Origin of the sequence: Gemmobacter caeni (assembly GCF_003054195.1) — a bacterium.
GTDB lineage: Bacteria > Pseudomonadota > Alphaproteobacteria > Rhodobacterales > Rhodobacteraceae > Gemmobacter > Gemmobacter caeni.
Genome location: NZ_QBKP01000006.1, coordinates 1 through 17,479, shown reverse-complemented (window position 1 = coordinate 17,479; position 17,479 = coordinate 1). Strand labels below are relative to the sequence as shown.

Here is a 17,479-nt window from a genome sequence, read left to right as displayed (position 1 = left end):
GCGGCCTTTTGCGTTACTGCAGTGTGCAGGCGGCGGCCAGCGCGGCCAGCTCCCCCAGTTGCTGACTGGCCCCCAGAATATCGCCGGTTTGCCCGCCGATCTTGCGCCGGGCCAGAACGGCCAGCGCGAGTGTCATGGCCGCGACCCAAAGTGCCATGATCAGGGCCTGGCCCCCGGCCACCCCCAGCGCCAGAACGAATGCGACGAGCATGGCCAGCAGGGCCGCCGTGGCATCGGGGCGACCGACGGACTGGCTCAACCCGCTGCCACGCGCATTGGGCAAAAAGCTGATCAGGGCCACCATCGGCGCCCGTGACAGGATGGCGGCGGCGATCATCGCGCCCCAGGCCCCGGTGCTGATCAGCGCGGTGACTGCGCTCCACCGGGCCAGCGTCACCAGTACCAGCCCCATGACGCCATAACTGCCGATATGGCTGTCCTTCATGATTTCCAGCCGCCGTTCGCGCGTCCAGCCGCCCCAGAGCCCGTCACAACTGTCGGCCAGCCCGTCCTCGTGCAGCGCGCCCGTCATCAGCGTGCCCAGCCCGAGGAAAAGCGCTGCTGCAAGGCTGGCGGGCAGACCGAACCAGCCACCCAGCGCCGCGCCAAGGCTTGCCAGACCGCCCAGCACCAGCCCGGCCACAGGCCAGGCCCAGACGGCAGGCGGGTTGGGAAAACGGGTGGGGGCGGGCAGGGGCAGGCGGCTGAGCAGGCTCAGCCCGGCGCGCGCCTCGGTCCACAGGCGCGCCGCAAGGGTCTCGGGGTCGCTCTGATACATTGCAATGCCCTTTCCGGGATGGTTTTCACCCGTGATCCTCGCTAGCCAAGGCGCAGCCGAGGTTCAATCGAGGAGTGCGCCATGACTGCGCCGTTTTCCAGCCTGTCCGAGTTTCGCGCCCTGTTGCAGGCGCTTCCGGCCACCGATGCGGCGGCGGTCGCGGCAGCGCAGGCCCGCAACGGGCAATTGACCAAACCGCCCGGCGCCCTGGGGCGGCTGGAGGAACTGGCGATCTGGTATGCGGGCTGGCGCGGCGATGCCCGGCCCCGGCTGGAACACCCGCAGGTCATTGTCTTTGCAGGTAATCATGGCGTGGCTGCCCGCGGAGTTTCGGCCTTTCCGGCCGAGGTGACGGTGCAGATGGTGGCGAATTTCCGGGCGGGCGGGGCGGCGATTAACCAGCTTGCCAAGGCTTTCGGCGCCACAATGGATGTTCTGGCGCTGGAACTGGATCGCCCGACCGCCGATTTCACGCAAACCGCCGCGATGACCGAAGCCGAGGTGATCTCTGCCCTTGCGGCGGGCTGGCTGGCGGTGGATGCGGCTGCCGATCTGCTGGTGGTGGGCGAGATGGGAATCGGCAATACAACCCCGGCCGCCGCCATTGCCTGCGCGCTGTTCGGGGGAACGCCCGGCGAATGGACCGGGCGGGGCACCGGCGTCGATGACAAGGGGCTGTCGGTCAAGACGCAGGTCGTGGCCGAGGGCTTGGTGACGAATCCGGACCGCGAGCCGCTGGAGGTGCTGCGCTGCCTTGGCGGGCGCGAGATTGCCGCCATGGCGGGGGCCATCGCGCGCGCGCATCACGCGCGTATTCCGGTCATCCTTGACGGCTTCATCTGTACCGCTGCTGCCGCCGTGCTGGCGCTGGCGGCGGAAGGCGCGCTGGATCACTGCATCGCGGGCCATGCGAGTGCCGAGGCGGCGCATCGCGCCTTGCTGTCGAAGCTGGGCAAGCAGCCGCTGCTGGAACTGGGCCTGCGTCTGGGCGAAGGTTCTGGGGCGGCGCTGGCCATCGGCGTGCTGAAAGGTGCAGTTGCCTGCCATTCCGGCATGGCGACCTTCGCCGAAGCCGGTGTGTCCGACGCCTGAGCCTGCGGTGGTTCGGGGCGTCGCTTTGCCCCGAACGCCCTATTGCGCGGCGCGGTCGGCGGCGATGTCGTCCTGATCGTCCAGCAGCGCCGTGCGCAGATCCTCGTCCAGCCGCCGGGCGCGGGCGACATAGGCCTCGTTCTGGTGGATGGGCTGGCCCGGCACCCAGAGCTCGGCCAGATCGCGCAGGGCCGCGCGGTCAACCTTGTAATAGGTCTGGCTCAGCTTCGCGGCCTCGTATTCGGTGAAGCCCATGTTTTCCAGCACATAGCGCCCTGCGCGGACCGAACTGTCAAAGGTTTCGCGCAGGATGTCATTCGCCCCGGCACGGAACAGCTCGTAGACATGCACCCGGTCATAGGCGCGGGCAACGATATGCAGGTCGGGCCTTTGCCGACGAGCGAACTCCACGATCCTTGTGGCGTTTTCCGGGCTGTCGACTGCGACCACCAGAACCTCGGCCTCTGCCAGACCGGCGGCTTGCAGCAGGTCCGGGCGCGAAGGATCACCGAAATAGCCCTTGATGCCGAAACGGCGCAGCCGCTCGATGGCCGCTGCATCGGAATCCAGCACCACCGTGCTCAGCCCTGCGGAGCGGGCCATGCGGTTGACCACCTGCCCGAAGCGCCCGATCCCGGCGATGATGATCGTGCCTTTCTCCTCGATCTCGTCGGCGGGCTGGTCGCCACCGCGCTGGGGGCGGCGCGCCAGCCGGTCATGCAGGATGAACAGCAGCGGGGTCAGCAACATCGACAGGCTGATGACCAGCAGGGCGCGCTGTGCCACCATTTCCGGCAGGATCGCCTGGGTCGAGGCGAAGCTGACGATCAGAAAGCCGAACTCGCCCGCTTGCGCCAGCGCCAGCGTGAACAGCACGCGGTCGCGGCCGCGCAGACGGAACAATGTGGCCAGCAGGAACAGCACGGCCGTCTTGGCCAGCATCAGAAGCAGGGTCAGCGCCAGAATGCGCAAGGGCTGATCCGCCAGGAGGCCGGTGTCGATGTTCACGCCCACAGTGGTGAAGAACAGGCCCATCAGGATACCCTTGAAGGGTTTGATATCGGCCTCGATCTGGTGCCGGAATTCCGAGTTGGCCAGCACGACACCGGCGATGAAGCTTCCCAAAGCAGGCGACAGACCGACCAGCATCATCAGGAAGGCAATTCCGATGACCATGAGCAACGAGATGAAGGTGCCCATCTCGGGCAGGTGCGAGGCATGGATGAAGCGGAAAACCGGGCGCGACAGGAAATGCCCGACGAGAACGATGGTCGCAACGATGCCCAGCGTCAGCCCGGTGACCGCCCAGCCGGGCAGCGCCTCGACCAGCGACATGATGGGCTGCGCGGCGCCCTCCTCGGGCGTGTGCGCGGGGCTGCGCAGGGCCATCAGCGGGATCAGCGCCAGCATCGGCACCACCGCGATGTCCTGTGACAGCAGCACTGCGAAGGTGGAGCGTCCGCCCGCCGTACGCAGCAGGTTCTTTTCGGTCATGGATTGCAGCACGATGGCCGTCGAGGACAAAGAAAACAACATGCCCAGCGTTGCCGCGATCTGCCATGGCTCTCCCATCGCCAGCAGCAGGGCCGCGACCAGAGCCGAGGTCAGCGTGACCTGAAGCCCACCGAGGCCCAGCAACTTGTGCCGCATGTCCCACAGCGTGCGCGGCTCCAGTTCCAGCCCGATCAGGAACAGCATCAGCACCACACCGAATTCGGTGAAATGTTGCAGGTCATGGGTTTCGGACCCGGCAAGACCAAGGGCAGGGCCAAGCAGCAGGCCTGCCGCAAGATAGCCCAGAACCGACCCCAGCCCGAGCCGTACCGAAATCGGAACGATCAGGACGGCGGCGCCCAGATAGAAGGTGGCTTGTAGCAGCAGATTTTCCATGGCGCGACTATCCGGTGGCAGCGGGGCAGAGGCAACGGGCGCTGGCTCACCTTTTGCGAGGCACTTGTAACATGCCGTGTCTCAGGTGCGCACGGGCAACGGTGCATCGGCCTTGAACTGATCCATGACGATCTGGCTTTGCACGCGCGCCACGGCGGGATGCGGCAGCAGACGATGGTGGATCAGGTCATTGAGCGCGGGCAGATCGGCGCACCAGATCCGCAGCAGGTAATCCGCCTCTCCGGTCAGGGTCCAGGCAGAGATCACCTCGGGCAGGGTGGCGATCAGCGTTGCGAAGCCGCGCGCGGCCTCGGGTGAATGCGCAGCCATCTGCACCTGTACGAAAGCCTGCACCGCCAGGCCGACGCGGGCCGGGTCCAGCCGCGCGGTATAGCCGGTGATATAGCCCTCGGCCTCCAGCCGCTGCCGTCTTCGCCCGGCCTGACTGGGAGAGAGGTTGAGCATCTGGCCCAATGCCTCGGCCGTCAGATGGGCGTCGCGTTGCAGCGCGGCCAGAAGGCGGGAATCGGTTTCATCCAGCATGGCGGGTTTTCCGTATGTTTTTCTTTAAACGTGCGTGAATTACGCATTTATGTCCAGACATGCGCTCCAGTTCGCGCAAATTCGGCGGAGCCTCCGCGCTATAATGCGGGAACGCGAACGAACAGGAGGATAAGATGGGTCCGTTTCCGCACAATGCCCCGCCGGCGGTGATTTCGGCTGAAAACCCGGCCGGAACCGAGGGCTTTGCCTTCGTCGAGTTTGCCCATCCACAACCCGAGGAATTGCGCGCGCTGTTCAGCCGCATGGGCTATACTCTGACCGCCCGCCATCGCCAGAAGGCGATCGAGCTGTGGCAGCAGGGCGATATCACCTATATCCTGAATGACGAACCCGGAAGTCACGCCCGCCGCTTTGTCGAGGAACACGGCCCCTGCGCCCCCTCAATGGGCTGGCGCGTGGTGGATGCGCAGCACGCTTATGACCATGCGGTGAAAAGCGGCGCCAGGCCGCATGACTCCGACGACAAGGCGCTGGATGTGCCCGCGATTGTCGGCATCGGCGGGTCGCTGATCTACTTTATCGACGGCCACCGCAAAGGCAGCGCCTGGGCGGAGTTCGATTTCCTGACGCCTGAACAGGCGAAAGGCGTGGGCTTCTACTACCTCGATCACCTGACCCACAACGTCCACAAGGGCAATATGGATGTCTGGTTCGATTTCTACGGCCGCATCTTTGGCTTCAAGCAGATCCGTTTCTTTGACATCGAAGGCAAGTTCACCGGCCTCTACAGCCGCGCGCTGACCTCGGCCTGTGGTCGCATCCGTATCCCGATCAACGAGGACCGGGGCGAAAAGGGGCAGATCGTCGAATATCTGAAGCGCTATAACGGCGAGGGCATCCAGCACATCGCCGTTGGTACCGATGATATCTATGCCGCCACCGATGCCATCGCGGATCGCGGGCTGAAATTCATGCCGAAGCCCCCGATGTCCTATTACGATATGTCGCGCGACCGCGTGATCGGCCATGAAGAGCCGCTGGAGGAGATGGCGAAGCACGGCATCCTGATCGACGGTGAAGGCGTGGTGGATGGCGGCGAAACCCGCATCCTGCTTCAGATTTTCTCGAAAACCGTGATCGGTCCGATCTTCTTTGAATTCATCCAGCGCAAGGGCGATGACGGCTTTGGCGAGGGCAATTTCAAGGCGCTGTTCGAAAGCATCGAACGCGATCAGATCGAGCGTGGGGTTCTGTCGGCGGCGGAATAACCAGGTTGCATTTGCAACGGTAACATTTTGAACTTGTTGGAAAATGTTGCGGCGAGGGAAACGGTCTTTCCTCGCCGCGATCTCATTTGAGGCACCTTTTAGACACATTCTGGCCTTATTCTGGCATCCTTGCGTCAATGTGTGAGGTGCCCCTTGGGTCCGTTCCCCCATTCAGCCCCGGCAGGGCAAATCACTGCCGAAAACCCCGCCGGAACCAATGGCATAGAGTTCATCGAATTTGCCCATCCGGCACCGGATGAGTTGCGTGTGGTGTTTTCGCGCATGGGTTTTGCCTGCGTCGCCCGTCATCGGCACAAGGCCATCGAACTCTGGCAGCAGGGTGATGTGACCTATGTGCTGAATGACGAACCAGGCAGCCATGCCCGCCGCTTTGTCGGGGAACACGGACCCTGCGCGCCTTCTATGGCGTGGCGGGTCGTGGATGCGGCACAGGCGCTGGCCCATGCGGTTGCTCAGGGGGCCGTCGCCTATACCGCCGGTGACCGTGCTCTGGATCTTCCTGCCATCGTGGGGATCGGGGGCTCGCTGATCTATTTCGTCGATGATCGCGGCGCCTATGCGGATTTCGACTGGATTGCCGAGGCCAGTCCGGCAGGCGTGGGCTTTTATTATCTCGATCACCTGACCCACAACGTCCACAAGGGAAATTCGGAAACCTGGGTCGCGTTCTACCGGCGGCATTTCAATTTCCGGCAGATCAGCTTTTTCGACATCGAGGGCAAGCTGACCGGCTTTTACAGCCGGGCGATGCAATCGCCCTGCGGCCGCATCCGCATTCCGATCAACGAGGACAAGGGCGAGACCGGGCAGATCGTCGAATATCTGCGCCGCTACAACGGTGAGGGCATCCAGCACATCGCCATCGGCACCGAAGCGATCTATGACGCGGCGGACGAGATTCACGCGCGCGGCCTGCGCTTCATGCCAAGGCCGCCGATGGCCTATTATGAGGACAGCCACGCGCGGGTTTCGGGCCATTGCGAACCGATAGACCGCATGGCTCGTCACGGTATCCTGATTGACGGCGAGGGCGTGGTGGATGGCGGCCGGACCAAGATACTGCTTCAGGTTTTCTCGAAAACCGTGGTCGGGCCGATCTTCTTTGAGTTCATCCAGCGCAAGGGGGATGAGGGTTTTGGCGAGGGCAATTTCAAGGCCCTGTTCGAAAGCATCGAACGGGACCAGATCGAACGCGGGGTCCTAGCGGCAGAATAGAGCTTAGCCCTTCGGCATTTTCAGGGCGATCATCCGGCTGCCCTTTTTGTAGCGCAGTTCGTTGTCGGTGATGGCGGCCACGGTGCCGCCGTCCACACGATCTCCCACGCGGACCTTCTTGTAGCTGCCGGAGCCGGTGCGCACCAGTGCGTAGCGTTTGGCGGGTGTGCCATAGACGCCGATCAGGTTGGTTTTGCGCAGGTCGATCGCATTGACGAACGTCGCGCTCTTGGCGACCGAGGCTTTGGTCGGGATCTTCGGTGCGCGCGCGGCGGGAACGTTGTCAGGTTCTTCATCCTCACCCGGAATGGCGCTGCGGGCCACACGTTTCGGCTCGGGCTCCACTTCCTTGGCCGGGGCTTCCTTGACCGGGCGGGCGGCTGCGGCCACTGCGGCCTCGACGGCGCGGCTCAGGTCTTTCGGGCGGGCAGCGGGACGGCGCGAGATGGCAACGGCCAGCGGGCTGACCGGGCCACGATCCGCAACAGCGGGCGTCTCGGTTTGCGTCGCGGTCGCAGCAAGCGCTTCGGCTGCGGCAGCGGCGGAAAGCGAGGCGGCTTCGGCTACGCGACGGGCTTCCTCATCAAGCCGCCGCTGTTCCACCTGTGCGGCAATGCTTGCAGGGCGTTCGCGCGGGCGGCGGCTGGTCATGCGCTGGTCCGCCGGAATATCCAGCGCGGCGTCATCCTGCGCAGGCGCGGCAGTGGCCAGCCCTTCCGGGCGCGGTTTCGGGCGGAACCCCTCCAGCGCCGGGTCGGCGGCGGGCGGCGGTTCGGCTGTCGTCGCCGTTGCGGCTTCGGGTGCCGGTTCGGCGGGCGTTGCTTCTGCCGCAGGTGCGGCCGCTGCCTGAGCCGCAGCGGCCTGCGTCGCGATGCTCTCGGGGCGGGTTGGTGGCACACGCGGGGGCGACCCGGCGACAAGCCGCACGCCATCCGGCGTCACGATGCCTTCCGCCGTGGGCTTGATCAGCCCGTCGGCTCCAAATTCATATTGCGTGCCAAAGGGCGGTGGCGGCGCAGGGGCAACCGGCCCGGCATCAGCGGTGGTTTGCGGCGCCTCAAGTGCCAGCGCATCCAGTGCCTCGGGCGGGTTATCCATGGTGGACAGGATGATTTCATCCTGGCTGCCCGGCAGGGGCACCGGGGCGGCGCCGGTGCCCGAGGCGGCTTCGGGCGCAGGCTCGGCGACCGGTGCCGCTTCGGGGGCAAGCGCCTGCCCGTCGGCAGCCGCCTCATCCTCGGGCAGGGGCACACCATCTGCGGCGGCCTCGTCCTCGGTCGTCGGAGTGTCTTCCGGCGCGGCATCGGCGAAAGCCGGATCGGCCCCGCTGTCGGGCGCGGCCAGCGTCGGAGTGCCATCCGTGCCGGCAACCTCGGCGGGGGCCGTATCATCGCCACGCGCCAGATAGAAACTGGACCATGCGGCGATCAGACCCAACAGCAGCAGGAGCGCCGCCGTCAGGATCAGCCCGAGGAACCGCGGCTTGCCACGCCGTGCCGGGCGGCCCATGCCGAAAGGCGGCTCTCCCACCGCACCCGGCGGCGGGGCGACCAGCGTTTCTGCCGCAGCCTGCGGCGACATCTGGCGCGCGGGCTTTGCCTTGCGTCCGGCTGCCAGGCCAGGAATGCCAGGGGCCGTCACCATCCCGCCAAGAGATTTTGCTGCCTTGGCCGCGGCATCCCTGGCGACGGCAGGCTTGGCGGCCTCAGTCCGGGTCGGACGGCTTGCGACGGGCGCGGCGCGTTGCGCTGCCAGACGCGCCTGAAGCGCGGGGGCCAGCGGCGGCGGCACATCATCCTCGGTTGCGGTGTCCTCGGCGGGCGGCGCATAGCTCCGGGCCTCGGCGGCCGTGCTGGCCAGCGGCGGCGGGCTGAGCGGTGCGGCAGGCGCCTTGCGCCGGGCTGTGACGTTGGTCACGGAAAGCTTGGGGGCTTCGGCAGACACGGGCGGCTCTTGCCCGGCGGCGCGGCGCGAGGCGAAGGCCGGGGGTTCTTCCGGCAGACCCGGATCGGCCACGCGGCGCCCAGTGCTCCGCTTGCCCGGCGCAACCGGCGGAATCACCTCAGGGCTGCGCGCGAGTGGCGGCACGGCACGGCGGCGGGCCGGCAGTTCCTCGGCTTCCTCCATGTCGATGCTGATGAAGGGCGCTTCGGGCACGCTTTCCGCCGCCACCTGCGGCGGTGGCGGGGCGGGCGCAGCGGCGACTGGCGAAAAATCCAGCTCGGGCTGTTGCGCAACCTCGGCGGGCGGAGGCGCAGCTTCGTGCTGCGCGGCCTCGTATGCCGCAGCCACGACCTCCTGAACCGCTGTCAGTTCGACCTCCGGTTCCCATTCCGGCAGCGGGATTTCCGGCTCGGCAGGTTCGGGCAGTTCCGGCTCTGCGGACGGCAGATCGGGTTCCGGCTCCGGTTCCGGCAGTTCGGGAGGCAGGTCCGGGGCGGGTTCCGGCAGGTCCGGCTGCGGGGCCTCGGGTTCCGGCTGCTCCGGCTCCGCAGGAGTGGGTTCCGGCTCGGGGATTTCCGGCTCCGGCGCGGGGGCAGGCTCCTCGACAGGTGCGGGCACAGGCGCAGCTGGTTCGACCGGGGCCGGTTCTGGCACGGGCTCAACCTCGGGCTCCGGCACAGGGGCGGGCTCGGGCGCTGCCGAAACCGTGGGCTCCGGCGGACTGGTAGCCTCATGCCGGGCTTCGGCCGTGCGGGTTTCCCGGCTGATCATCAGCACCGGCTCGGCGTCGCGTTCCACGCTTTCGCCCTGTGGCAAGACCTCGGGGGCGATGGACGAGGGGCCGAACCACGGCTCGCCGGTAAAGCGGCCTTCGTCGGGGATGGCGACAAAGGACACCGGGTTGAACCTGTATTCAGCGGCGAAGCCTTCCGCCTCTTGCAGCGTTTCGCGCGCGATCACGGCGACCTGAACGCGCGGGCCGTCCCCCGACCAGTCAAAGGCCAGATCGTCGACGGCATAGGGCGTCACCCCTTCCAGCGCGCGGCGGATCTGTTGCAGCCGGTGCGCATCATCCGGGCCGGGAGCATCCACCTCGGTATAGAGGATCTGCGAATTGGGAATGACCAGCTTGGAGGTCACGCCATGCGGGGCAAGCCCCAGCGCCGAACGGCGCAGGTAATTCAGTGCTTCGCCGAGATCGGGCGCGTCCAGCGCGGTGGAGCCCACTTCCAGCCAGCCGCGCGCGGTGCGATGCAGCAGGCTGATGCCGTCGTCAGAGAAGTTCAGGGCGAAATTTGGTTTCATTGCACGAGGTCTAGCACTCTTGGCAGGATGCGGGGAGTCGCAGCCGCCGCCCGCCGAAGTCACTATAGCAGCTTTCCGCCGAATGAAAGAAAAACACCCCCGTGAACGCCAAGGATCGGCTTTTGCCGGACGTCATAACAGGCGAATGTCGCATCAGGACAAGGAGATCACGATGCAAGCTTTCCGTTCGACCCTTCTGGCGGCTGCCATGGTGGCCGGTTTTGCCGGCTTTGCCGCGGCTGCCCCGGCGACGCTGACCGTTACCGGCGAAGGGCGTGTGGCGCAGGCGCCTGACATGGCCAGCGTCAGCCTCGGTGTAACCACCGAAGGCAAGACCGCAGCCGAGGCGCTGGCGGCAAATTCGACCGCGCTGGCGGCGGTCATGGCGCGGCTGACCCAGGCGGGAATCGCCCCCGGCGATCTTCAGACCTCGGGGCTGTCGCTGAACCCGAACTGGCAGAATGACAGTTCGACCGGCGGGTCGCGGATTTCCGGCTATATCGCCTCCAACATGCTGACCGTGCGGGTGCGCGCGCTGGATGGTCTTGGCAATGTGCTGGATGCGGCCGTGAAGGACGGCGCCAATACACTGAACGGGGTGAATTTCGGTCTGGCCGATCCCTCCCCGGTCGAGGCCGAGGCGCGCAAGCGTGCGGTCGCCGACGCAAAGGCGCGGGCTGCTGTTCTGGCCGAGGCTGCGGGTGTGACGCTTGGTCCCATCGTGACGATCACCGAAGGCGGTGGCGGCGGCAATTACCCGGCGCCGATGTTCCGCATGGCGGCCGAGGCGGCCCCGGTGCCGATGGCGGGAGGTGAGGTCGAAACCGCGATGCAGGTGACGATCGTCTGGGAAATCGGCCAGTAAAATTGAAAGGGGCGCCCGGTGGCGCCCCTTTTTGTTTCAGGCAGTTGCGGCGCTCAGCGCCTGATCCAGATCGGCAATCAGATCGGCGGCATCCTCGATCCCGATGGAAATGCGCACCACATTCGGTGCCGCCCCGGCACGAACCTGCGCCGCCTCGTCCAGCTGGCGGTGCGTGGTCGAGGCCGGGTGGATGATCAGCGAACGGGTGTCGCCAAGGTTGGCGACGTGGCTGAACAGCCTGAGGTTATCCACCAGCTTCACGCAGGCTTCATAACCACCCTTCACCGCGACGGTGAACAATGCCCCGGCCCCTTTGGGCACGATCCGCGCCACGCGGTCATGCCAGGGCGAGGATTTCAGCCCGGCCCAGGTCACGGCCTCGACCCGCGGATCGGCCTCCAGCCATTCGGCGACGGTGCGGGCGTTTTCGACATGGCGCTGCATGCGCAGGCCCAGCGTCTCGATCCCCATCAGCGTGTAATGCGCGCCCTGCGGGTTCATCGTCATGCCCAGATCGCGCAGGCCGACGGCGATGGAGTGGAAGGTGAAGGCCATCGGCCCCAGCGCCGGGTGGAAGGCAAGCCCGTGATAGGCGGGCTCCGGTTCCGACAGCGAGGGGAACTTGCCGCTGGCCGACCAGTCGAACTTGCCCGAATCCACCACCACGCCGCCGGTGACGGTGCCATTGCCGGTCAGGTATTTGGTGGCCGAATGCACGACCAGCGTAGCGCCATGCTTGATCGGGTTGCACAGCCAGGGCGTTGCGGTGGTGTTGTCGACGATCAGCGGCAGGCCGACCTCGTTGGCGATACCCGCGATGGCGTCCAGATCGGTGATATAGCCACCGGGGTTGGCGATGGTTTCGCAGAAGATGGCGCGGGTGTCGTCGTCAACTGCCGCACGCAGCGCCGCCAGATCGTCGAAATCGACGAATTTGCAGGACCAGCCGAAACGCTTGATGGTCTGGCTGAACTGGGTGATCGTGCCGCCGTAAAGCCGGGTGGAGGCGATGATGTTGCGTCCCGGCCCCATCAGCGGGAACAGCGCCATGATCTGCGCCGCATGGCCGGAGGAGCAGCAGATCGCGCCCGCGCCGCCTTCCAGCGCCGCCACGCGTTCGGCCAGCGCCATCACGGTCGGGTTGGTCAGGCGGGAATAGATGTAACCCACTTCCTGAAGGTTGAAGAGCCGTGCAGCATGGTCGGCGTCTTTGAACACATAGGCGGTGGTCTGATAGATCGGCACCTGCCGCGCCCCGGTGGCGGGATCGGGCTTGGCGCCGGCATGAATGGCAAGCGTATCGAAGCCGAGCGGTTTGTCGGTCATGGGTCTCCTCCCCGGAATGCAGTCGCGGCGGAGGTTAGGGGACAGCCGCGCGGCAGGCAACGGAGGATCGGGCCGGCGGGGTCACATTCGATAATCCGCATCCGAAAACAGGTCGAGAATGCGGAAAATCGCCATCAACCCATGCTGCACATTGTCGATGCGCAGCGTATTGTCGAAGGCCGAGGACCGCAGTCCGCCCAGAACTGCGCTGCGGCGGGTGATATAGCCCATGTCGCTGGCATGGCGGAACTGTAGCTGGCGCAGTGATCGCAACCCGCGCAGGATGGCGCGGCGATAGCGGCTTTCCCGGTCGCGGTCACCCAGGGCGCGTGCCAGCGCGAAGGCCTCGACCAGCCCTTCCAGATACACGCCTGTGGCAGAGGCATGGGGGGGGCCGAACTCCGGCCGGGCAGGGTCGAAGAACTCGCCCTGCACATCGGTGGGGGCCTCATCGCCCTGCTGCATGCCCAGAAGCCAGTCGTTCATCTCGAACACGAAAGCAGCGGCGGCGGCGTCGCCGGTTTCGGCGTGATAAAGCGCCAGCGCCATGCTGTGCCAGGGCACGAAAGCCGGGTTCGGCTGCGCGCGATGCCAGTCGCGATAATGGGCGAAGCCACGCGCAACCTGATCCAGCAGGGCAGGATCGCCGGTATGACGGTATAGCCGCATCAGCGCCAGCAACGCCTCGCCGGGGTAGAAATTCTGACAATCATCCTCACGCCCCGGCGGGCGCAGAAAGCAGGTGAACCGGCCCTCCGGGTGCTGCATCGCCTTCAGAAAGGCGGCGAGCCCCCGCAGCTCGGTGGCATAGGCCGCAGGGGCGGGCAGATCGAGGATGGCCCCCAGCGCGACGGCAGCGGCCCCCAGCTTGACCTTCGGACCCTCGACAATCACGCCAAAGGCGCCCTCGTCGCGATACCAATGATGGAAGTTATGGGCAAAGTTGCGGTCGCGCGCCTCGGCCAGCCCCTGAGGTGCCTCGGGGCGTGCGGCGGCGCGGGCAAGGCAGGCGCTGCCCATGAACTGTCGGATCATGTTGTTGGACAGCGCATACTGCCCCGAGGAGGGCCAGTATTTGTAGGTCGCCCGGCCCGAAGGTGAGACGCCGCGCTGCATCCAGCCGGTCATCAAGGCGGCCATTTCCGCCACCCTGGTACGGGTGATCGCCGTTTGTGGCACCACCGGCTGCCCGCGCATCAGTGGCCGCGCCCGGCCCTGCGGCAGTTCCAGCAGAATCTGGACGGCGGGAAGGCGCAGCGCCTCAACCGGCGCCTCAGGCGGTTGGGACAGGTCCGCTTGTAAAAGTTCCAGCGCGCGCGCAGGTGTCAGATTGCGCGCGATCATCAGGGATGGTGCGATCCGCGCCAGCCGCCCCGCCGCGCGCAATTCCATCCCAAAGATCCCGCGAAACGCATTGCAACGCCCCCGGCGCAGGTCATCGGGGTCCAGGGGCTCGGGTGCCCCGGTGATATCCAGCAGCAGCATGTCGGGGGGCGAGCGGCGCCCCGCCGCCAGCGCGGCACGGGCCTGCGCAAGACTATGCGCAAGGGCGTCAGCCAGCCCGGCGCCCTGCGCCCAGAAGGCCATTTGCAAGCTGCCCTTGCGGCGCAGGGTCAGATGGACCAGCCGCTGATCCCGGATCTCTGCCGGCAGATCGGGCAGCGGCGCAGGTTCCCCCGCAAGATGCGCGGTTGCAAAGGCCGCAAGCGGCGACAGCAGGGCAGGGGTGAGAGGCGGTGCCATCTGCTGTGTCAGCGATACCAGAAGCCGTTCCGCTTCAGGGTGTTGCGGATCACATGCTCGCGGTGAGGCAGGTCGCTGCGGTCAAACAGCGCGCGTGCCTTGCGGCCTTTGGGCTGGAACACCATGCGCCGGAAGGCTTCATATTCCCGCAAGACCTTTTTCACCGGCTTCTGGTTGCACACCTCCTCCAGCACCGCGACGGCGTGGTCACTTTCGCGGGCATAGAGCAGGGGCAGGGTGCGATAGTGGCAGGTCACATCGCCATCCAGCCCCGCCAGCTCCGGCCCCGGACGGCCCCCCCCGAAGGAATGGATGACCAGCGGCAGCGCGATCTGGTCCAGCCAAGGGTCCAGCGTCTGACAGACCAGCGCATCGGGACGGTTGTCGCGGATTTCGCGTGCGTAATCCAGAAAACGCTGCCCGAAAGCCTGCGGGCTTTGATGGAAGAACCAGCCCGCGTTGAAATAGAGGTAGCGCTGCCAGTATTCGTCAGGCTGGCTCAGGTCCAGCGTGCTGTCGAACTCCAGCCCGAAACGGTCATACAACGATTTCCAGGTGGCGGCATAACCGGGACCGTAAAGCTCCAGCTCGGGCCATGTGCCCTCCCGACGCATCGAGGCCGAAGGGCGGGTGAAATCGAACCCAACGGTGTCGAAGCTGCCGGTGATCAGCGTGTCGGTATCCAGAAACAGGAATGGTTCGTCCGGCAGCGCGGTCAGCGCCTCGATCTTGTTGCCATAGGGGTAGGACTGGCCGAACACCTTGTTTTCAAAGGGCAGGAACACTGCGCCCAGTTCGGCCAGAAGCTCGCGCACGGCGCTGTTGGTCACGCGCGGATCCTCCTGCCAGCGCGGGCCGGGCTGCGGCTCTGCCAGAAACAGCTGGCCCCGGAAGCCGGGGTTGCAATGGCGCAAGGAGGCCGCAAGCAACACGGCCTCATGTTGCAGGCGTCCCGCCTGCATGATGGCGAGAATATTGAAGGATTGCCCCGCGCCGGGAACCTTTGCCATGATGCGGATACTCGTCTGGTTTTGCCCGGCCACCCTACAGAACAGGCGCGCGGGCGTCAAAATCTTCGTTTTGAAAGGGTTTTCATCATGTTGCGGATCGTTCTTCCGTTTGTTTTTCTGGCGGCCACCCCGGTGTTCGCCCAGCAGATGACCACGGCGGCCGAGGTACGGCCGATCCTACAGGCCACCAGGGGCAACTGGATTGCCCTGCGTGATTACGATGGGCAGGATCTTCTGTATTTCACCCATCTGGAAAGCTGGCGCTGCGGGCTGGACCGGGTGGTTTATGCCATCAACGGCGGCCCGCTGACCGACTGGGCGATGGAGCCCTGCCGCGAGGGCACGGCGCAGCCCAATGCCATCGGGGCCGACCGGCTGCCCTATGCGGTGCTGCCGGCAGGATCGGTGCAGCGGGTGGATGTGATGGTCGTTTATGACGACGGCACCGCCGACAGTGCCACTTATGAACGTGCGGCGGTGCTGATGCCTTAGGGCTTCGGCGTGAAACGCAGGCTGAGGCAGGACATGCCGCCGTCGAGTTTGGCGCATTCGCTGTTGCCGATCTCGCGCACATCGTAACCCGCCTGCACCAGCCGGTCGCGGGTGCGGGGGAAGCCTGCGGGCATCAGCACCAGATCGTTGAAGCGGATGGTGTTGGCGGCCGCTTCCTCGCCCTCGGCCACGTCGATCAGACGATAGCCCTGGAAGCAGCCGGAGGCCGAAAGGCGCGTGGTCGACAGGATGGTTTCAGCATCCAGCAGCGAACAGTCGGTCTTGAAATGCAGTACGCCGGGAGGCGTATGGACCTCGCGCACCACCTCGCCCCAATCGGCGGTCAGGCGGGCCAGTTCGGCGATGCCTGCCGCATTGGTGCGGGCCGACCGCCCGACGAGGATTTCCGTCTCGGTCATCAGGATGTCGCCGCCTTCGATGAAGCTGTCCGCGCCCTCGATGCGGCGGATGTCGCCGTAAAGGGCGGCCAGATGCGGCGCCATCTCGGCGGCTTCGCCCAGGCGCGAGGGGGCGCCGGGGCGCATCACGACGGCGCCGGAAGGCAGGCAAAGCGCGGTATCTTCCACGAACACGCTGTCGGGATAGGCATCCAGCGCCTCCAGTTCGATCACCGTGGCGCCGGTTTCGCGCAGGGTCGCGATGTAATCGGCGTGATGAGCCTGCATCGTGGCAAGGTCGGGCGTGCCGGTATCCACCGCGCGCAGACCCGCGATGATCGAGGCGGCAGGCTTGCGGGTGATCGCATGGGTGAAACGGTAAGACCTGTCGGACATGGGCTGTTCCTTCGCGCTTTGCCTGTGGTTAGCACGACCGCCGCGCCCGGGCCAGCGCGTCGCGCTTGCACCCCAGGCAAGGGGCGGCCTACGCTGATCCGGTTACTGAATGGGGATCAGGCGCCTGTCCCGGCGCCGGGGGGCATCATGGAAGCGGAACCGGGCATGAATGCCCTCGGGCTGGTGGCGCTGGCGCTGATCATTGTCGCCTTTGGTACGATCCTGCTGCTGACGGCTGGGCGGGGAAGTGCGAGGCTGCGCAAGGGGGCGGCGGCGCTGGCCGCGCGGCGTGGCTGGCAGGCGGCGCTGGTCGAGGAAACCGGCGGAAAGGCACGTAAGCTGCGGCTGTCCGGTCCCGGCTGGCGGGCAGAGACCCGGCGCTATGTTCAGGGTGAAACCGGCACATCGGTCTTTGCGACCGAGTTCGAGGCGCCGGGTGTGCCATGGCCGGGGCATGTGGTCATCGGCCCGACGCTGGACGGCGCAGAGGCGGCGCTGGCCGCGCGGCTGACGGGCGGGACCGTCGCCATGTCCCTGTTGACCGCAGGTGAAATGGGGCCATTGGTGCCACGCCCGGAGGCAACCGGCTTCGGGGGCACGGTGTTCAGTTCCAGTGAAAGCGTGCCCCTGCCGGATGCGACCCGGCTGCACCCGCTGCTGGCGGCCTGGCGGCGCGATCACCCGGCAGAGCGGCGATTCCCCATCGTGATCCTTGGCCCCGGCGGCCTGCGCCTGCGGTTGCGCTCCGATCTGTGGTCCGTGGGGGAGATGGAGCGCTTCGCCGATCTGGGCCTGTCACTGGCCGAGGTGCTGGAAACGGCGGGCTGAGGCCAAGGAACGCTCAATGATCTGCGTCCTGTGGGGAAATGGAAGGAGCAAAAGATGCGTATTGCGAGGCTGGCGGCCGTTCTGGGTCTGATGATCCTGCCGCAGGGCGCCATGGCTTTGTCCTGCCTGATCCCTGATGCGGTGCGCGCCTATGAATTCGACCTCGCCGTGCTGGCGGCGATCGCGTTTCATCAGCCGATCAGCCGCGACGGCCTGAAAGAGATCTTCGGGAAAGAGATCAGCCGCGACCTGATCGGCCGGCTGGCCGAGCGCGACCTGATCGCCACCGGCCCGCGCGAGCCCCGCCGTGGCGCGCCCTATACCTTCGTCACCACCGAGACATTCCTGGCCGCCTTTGGGCTTGAAAGCCTGCGCGACCTGCTGGATACCGAGAATATTGTCGA

At 66.2% G+C, this 17,479-nt stretch carries 14 protein-coding genes and 1 pseudogene; 7 read left to right on the top strand and 8 right to left on the bottom strand.

Annotated elements, in window-relative coordinates:
- Positions 1-13: 13 nt before the first annotated feature.
- A complete protein-coding gene (gene cobS, locus C8N34_RS10445; protein WP_108128839.1) occupies positions 14-778 on the bottom strand; it encodes an adenosylcobinamide-GDP ribazoletransferase in 765 nt (254 codons plus the stop codon).
- Between the two features lie 81 nt (positions 779-859).
- Here cobS and cobT point away from each other — a divergent pair, with 81 nt between their 5' ends.
- Positions 860-1,870, top strand: coding sequence for a nicotinate-nucleotide--dimethylbenzimidazole phosphoribosyltransferase (gene cobT, locus C8N34_RS10440; RefSeq protein ID WP_108128838.1), 1,011 nt, complete (start codon positions 860-862; stop codon positions 1,868-1,870).
- A gap of 39 nt (positions 1,871-1,909) precedes the next feature.
- Here the strand turns inward: cobT and C8N34_RS10435 are convergent, their stop codons facing one another.
- Together C8N34_RS10435 and C8N34_RS10430 are read right to left on the bottom strand one after the other, a co-directional pair.
- Positions 1,910-3,760, bottom strand: a complete 1,851-nt coding sequence (locus tag C8N34_RS10435) for a cation:proton antiporter domain-containing protein (RefSeq protein ID WP_108128837.1) — start codon at positions 3,758-3,760, stop codon at positions 1,910-1,912.
- Positions 3,761-3,841: 81 nt separating this feature from the next.
- Entirely contained in the window at positions 3,842-4,303 is a 462-nt protein-coding gene (locus C8N34_RS10430) for an Lrp/AsnC family transcriptional regulator (RefSeq protein ID WP_054300817.1), read from the bottom strand.
- 134 nt (positions 4,304-4,437) lie between these two features.
- Here C8N34_RS10430 and hppD (C8N34_RS10425) point away from each other — a divergent pair, with 134 nt between their 5' ends.
- Together hppD (C8N34_RS10425) and hppD (C8N34_RS10420) are read left to right on the top strand one after the other, a co-directional pair.
- Positions 4,438-5,532 carry a 4-hydroxyphenylpyruvate dioxygenase gene (gene hppD, locus C8N34_RS10425; protein WP_108128836.1) on the top strand — a complete coding sequence of 365 codons (1,095 nt, stop codon included), beginning with the start codon at positions 4,438-4,440 and terminating at the stop codon, positions 5,530-5,532.
- 153 nt (positions 5,533-5,685) lie between these two features.
- Positions 5,686-6,768 carry a 4-hydroxyphenylpyruvate dioxygenase gene (gene hppD / locus C8N34_RS10420; protein WP_108128835.1) on the top strand — a complete coding sequence of 361 codons (1,083 nt, stop codon included), beginning with the start codon at positions 5,686-5,688 and terminating at the stop codon, positions 6,766-6,768.
- A 3-nt stretch (positions 6,769-6,771) separates the two neighbouring features.
- Here the strand turns inward: hppD (C8N34_RS10420) and C8N34_RS27145 are convergent, their stop codons facing one another.
- Positions 6,772-10,017 (bottom strand): translation initiation factor 2, encoded by a 3,246-nt coding sequence (locus tag C8N34_RS27145; RefSeq protein ID WP_108128834.1) that lies wholly within the window; start codon positions 10,015-10,017, stop codon positions 6,772-6,774.
- A 172-nt stretch (positions 10,018-10,189) separates the two neighbouring features.
- On the opposite strand from C8N34_RS27145, the gene C8N34_RS10410 reads away from it, so the two are divergent.
- The gene (locus C8N34_RS10410; RefSeq protein ID WP_054300886.1) at positions 10,190-10,882 is read left to right on the top strand and encodes an SIMPL domain-containing protein; all 693 of its coding nucleotides are present in this window, start codon (positions 10,190-10,192) and stop codon (positions 10,880-10,882) included.
- Between the two features lie 36 nt (positions 10,883-10,918).
- Here the strand turns inward: C8N34_RS10410 and C8N34_RS10405 are convergent, their stop codons facing one another.
- The 3 genes from C8N34_RS10405 to C8N34_RS10395 all read right to left on the bottom strand — a co-directional run bounded on the left by C8N34_RS10405 (position 10,919) and on the right by C8N34_RS10395 (position 14,961).
- Positions 10,919-12,208, bottom strand: a complete 1,290-nt coding sequence (locus C8N34_RS10405) for an O-acetylhomoserine aminocarboxypropyltransferase/cysteine synthase family protein (RefSeq protein ID WP_108128833.1) — start codon at positions 12,206-12,208, stop codon at positions 10,919-10,921.
- Between the two features lie 81 nt (positions 12,209-12,289).
- Positions 12,290-13,951: a hypothetical protein gene (locus C8N34_RS10400; RefSeq protein WP_108128832.1), complete on the bottom strand. Its 1,662-nt coding sequence runs from the start codon at positions 13,949-13,951 to the stop codon at positions 12,290-12,292.
- 8 nt (positions 13,952-13,959) lie between these two features.
- Complete coding sequence (locus C8N34_RS10395) at positions 13,960-14,961, bottom strand: hypothetical protein (RefSeq protein ID WP_108128831.1); 1,002 nt, start codon at positions 14,959-14,961, stop codon at positions 13,960-13,962.
- Between the two features lie 87 nt (positions 14,962-15,048).
- Here C8N34_RS10395 and C8N34_RS10390 point away from each other — a divergent pair, with 87 nt between their 5' ends.
- A complete protein-coding gene (locus C8N34_RS10390; RefSeq protein WP_054300810.1) occupies positions 15,049-15,453 on the top strand; it encodes a hypothetical protein in 405 nt (134 codons plus the stop codon).
- Here C8N34_RS10390 and C8N34_RS10385 read toward each other — a convergent pair.
- Positions 15,450-16,247, bottom strand: coding sequence for a dimethylarginine dimethylaminohydrolase family protein (locus C8N34_RS10385; protein ID WP_108128830.1), 798 nt, complete (start codon positions 16,245-16,247; stop codon positions 15,450-15,452). The two genes, C8N34_RS10390 and C8N34_RS10385, sit on opposite strands and share 4 nt — an antisense overlap.
- Before the next feature lie 147 nt (positions 16,248-16,394).
- Between C8N34_RS10385 and C8N34_RS10380 the strand changes: the two genes are divergently transcribed.
- Together C8N34_RS10380 and scpB are read left to right on the top strand one after the other, a co-directional pair.
- Positions 16,395-17,075, top strand: a complete 681-nt coding sequence (locus C8N34_RS10380) for a hypothetical protein (RefSeq protein ID WP_108128829.1) — start codon at positions 16,395-16,397, stop codon at positions 17,073-17,075.
- A 153-nt stretch (positions 17,076-17,228) separates the two neighbouring features.
- Positions 17,229-17,479, top strand: a pseudogene (gene scpB, locus C8N34_RS10375) (SMC-Scp complex subunit ScpB); the annotation flags it as partial.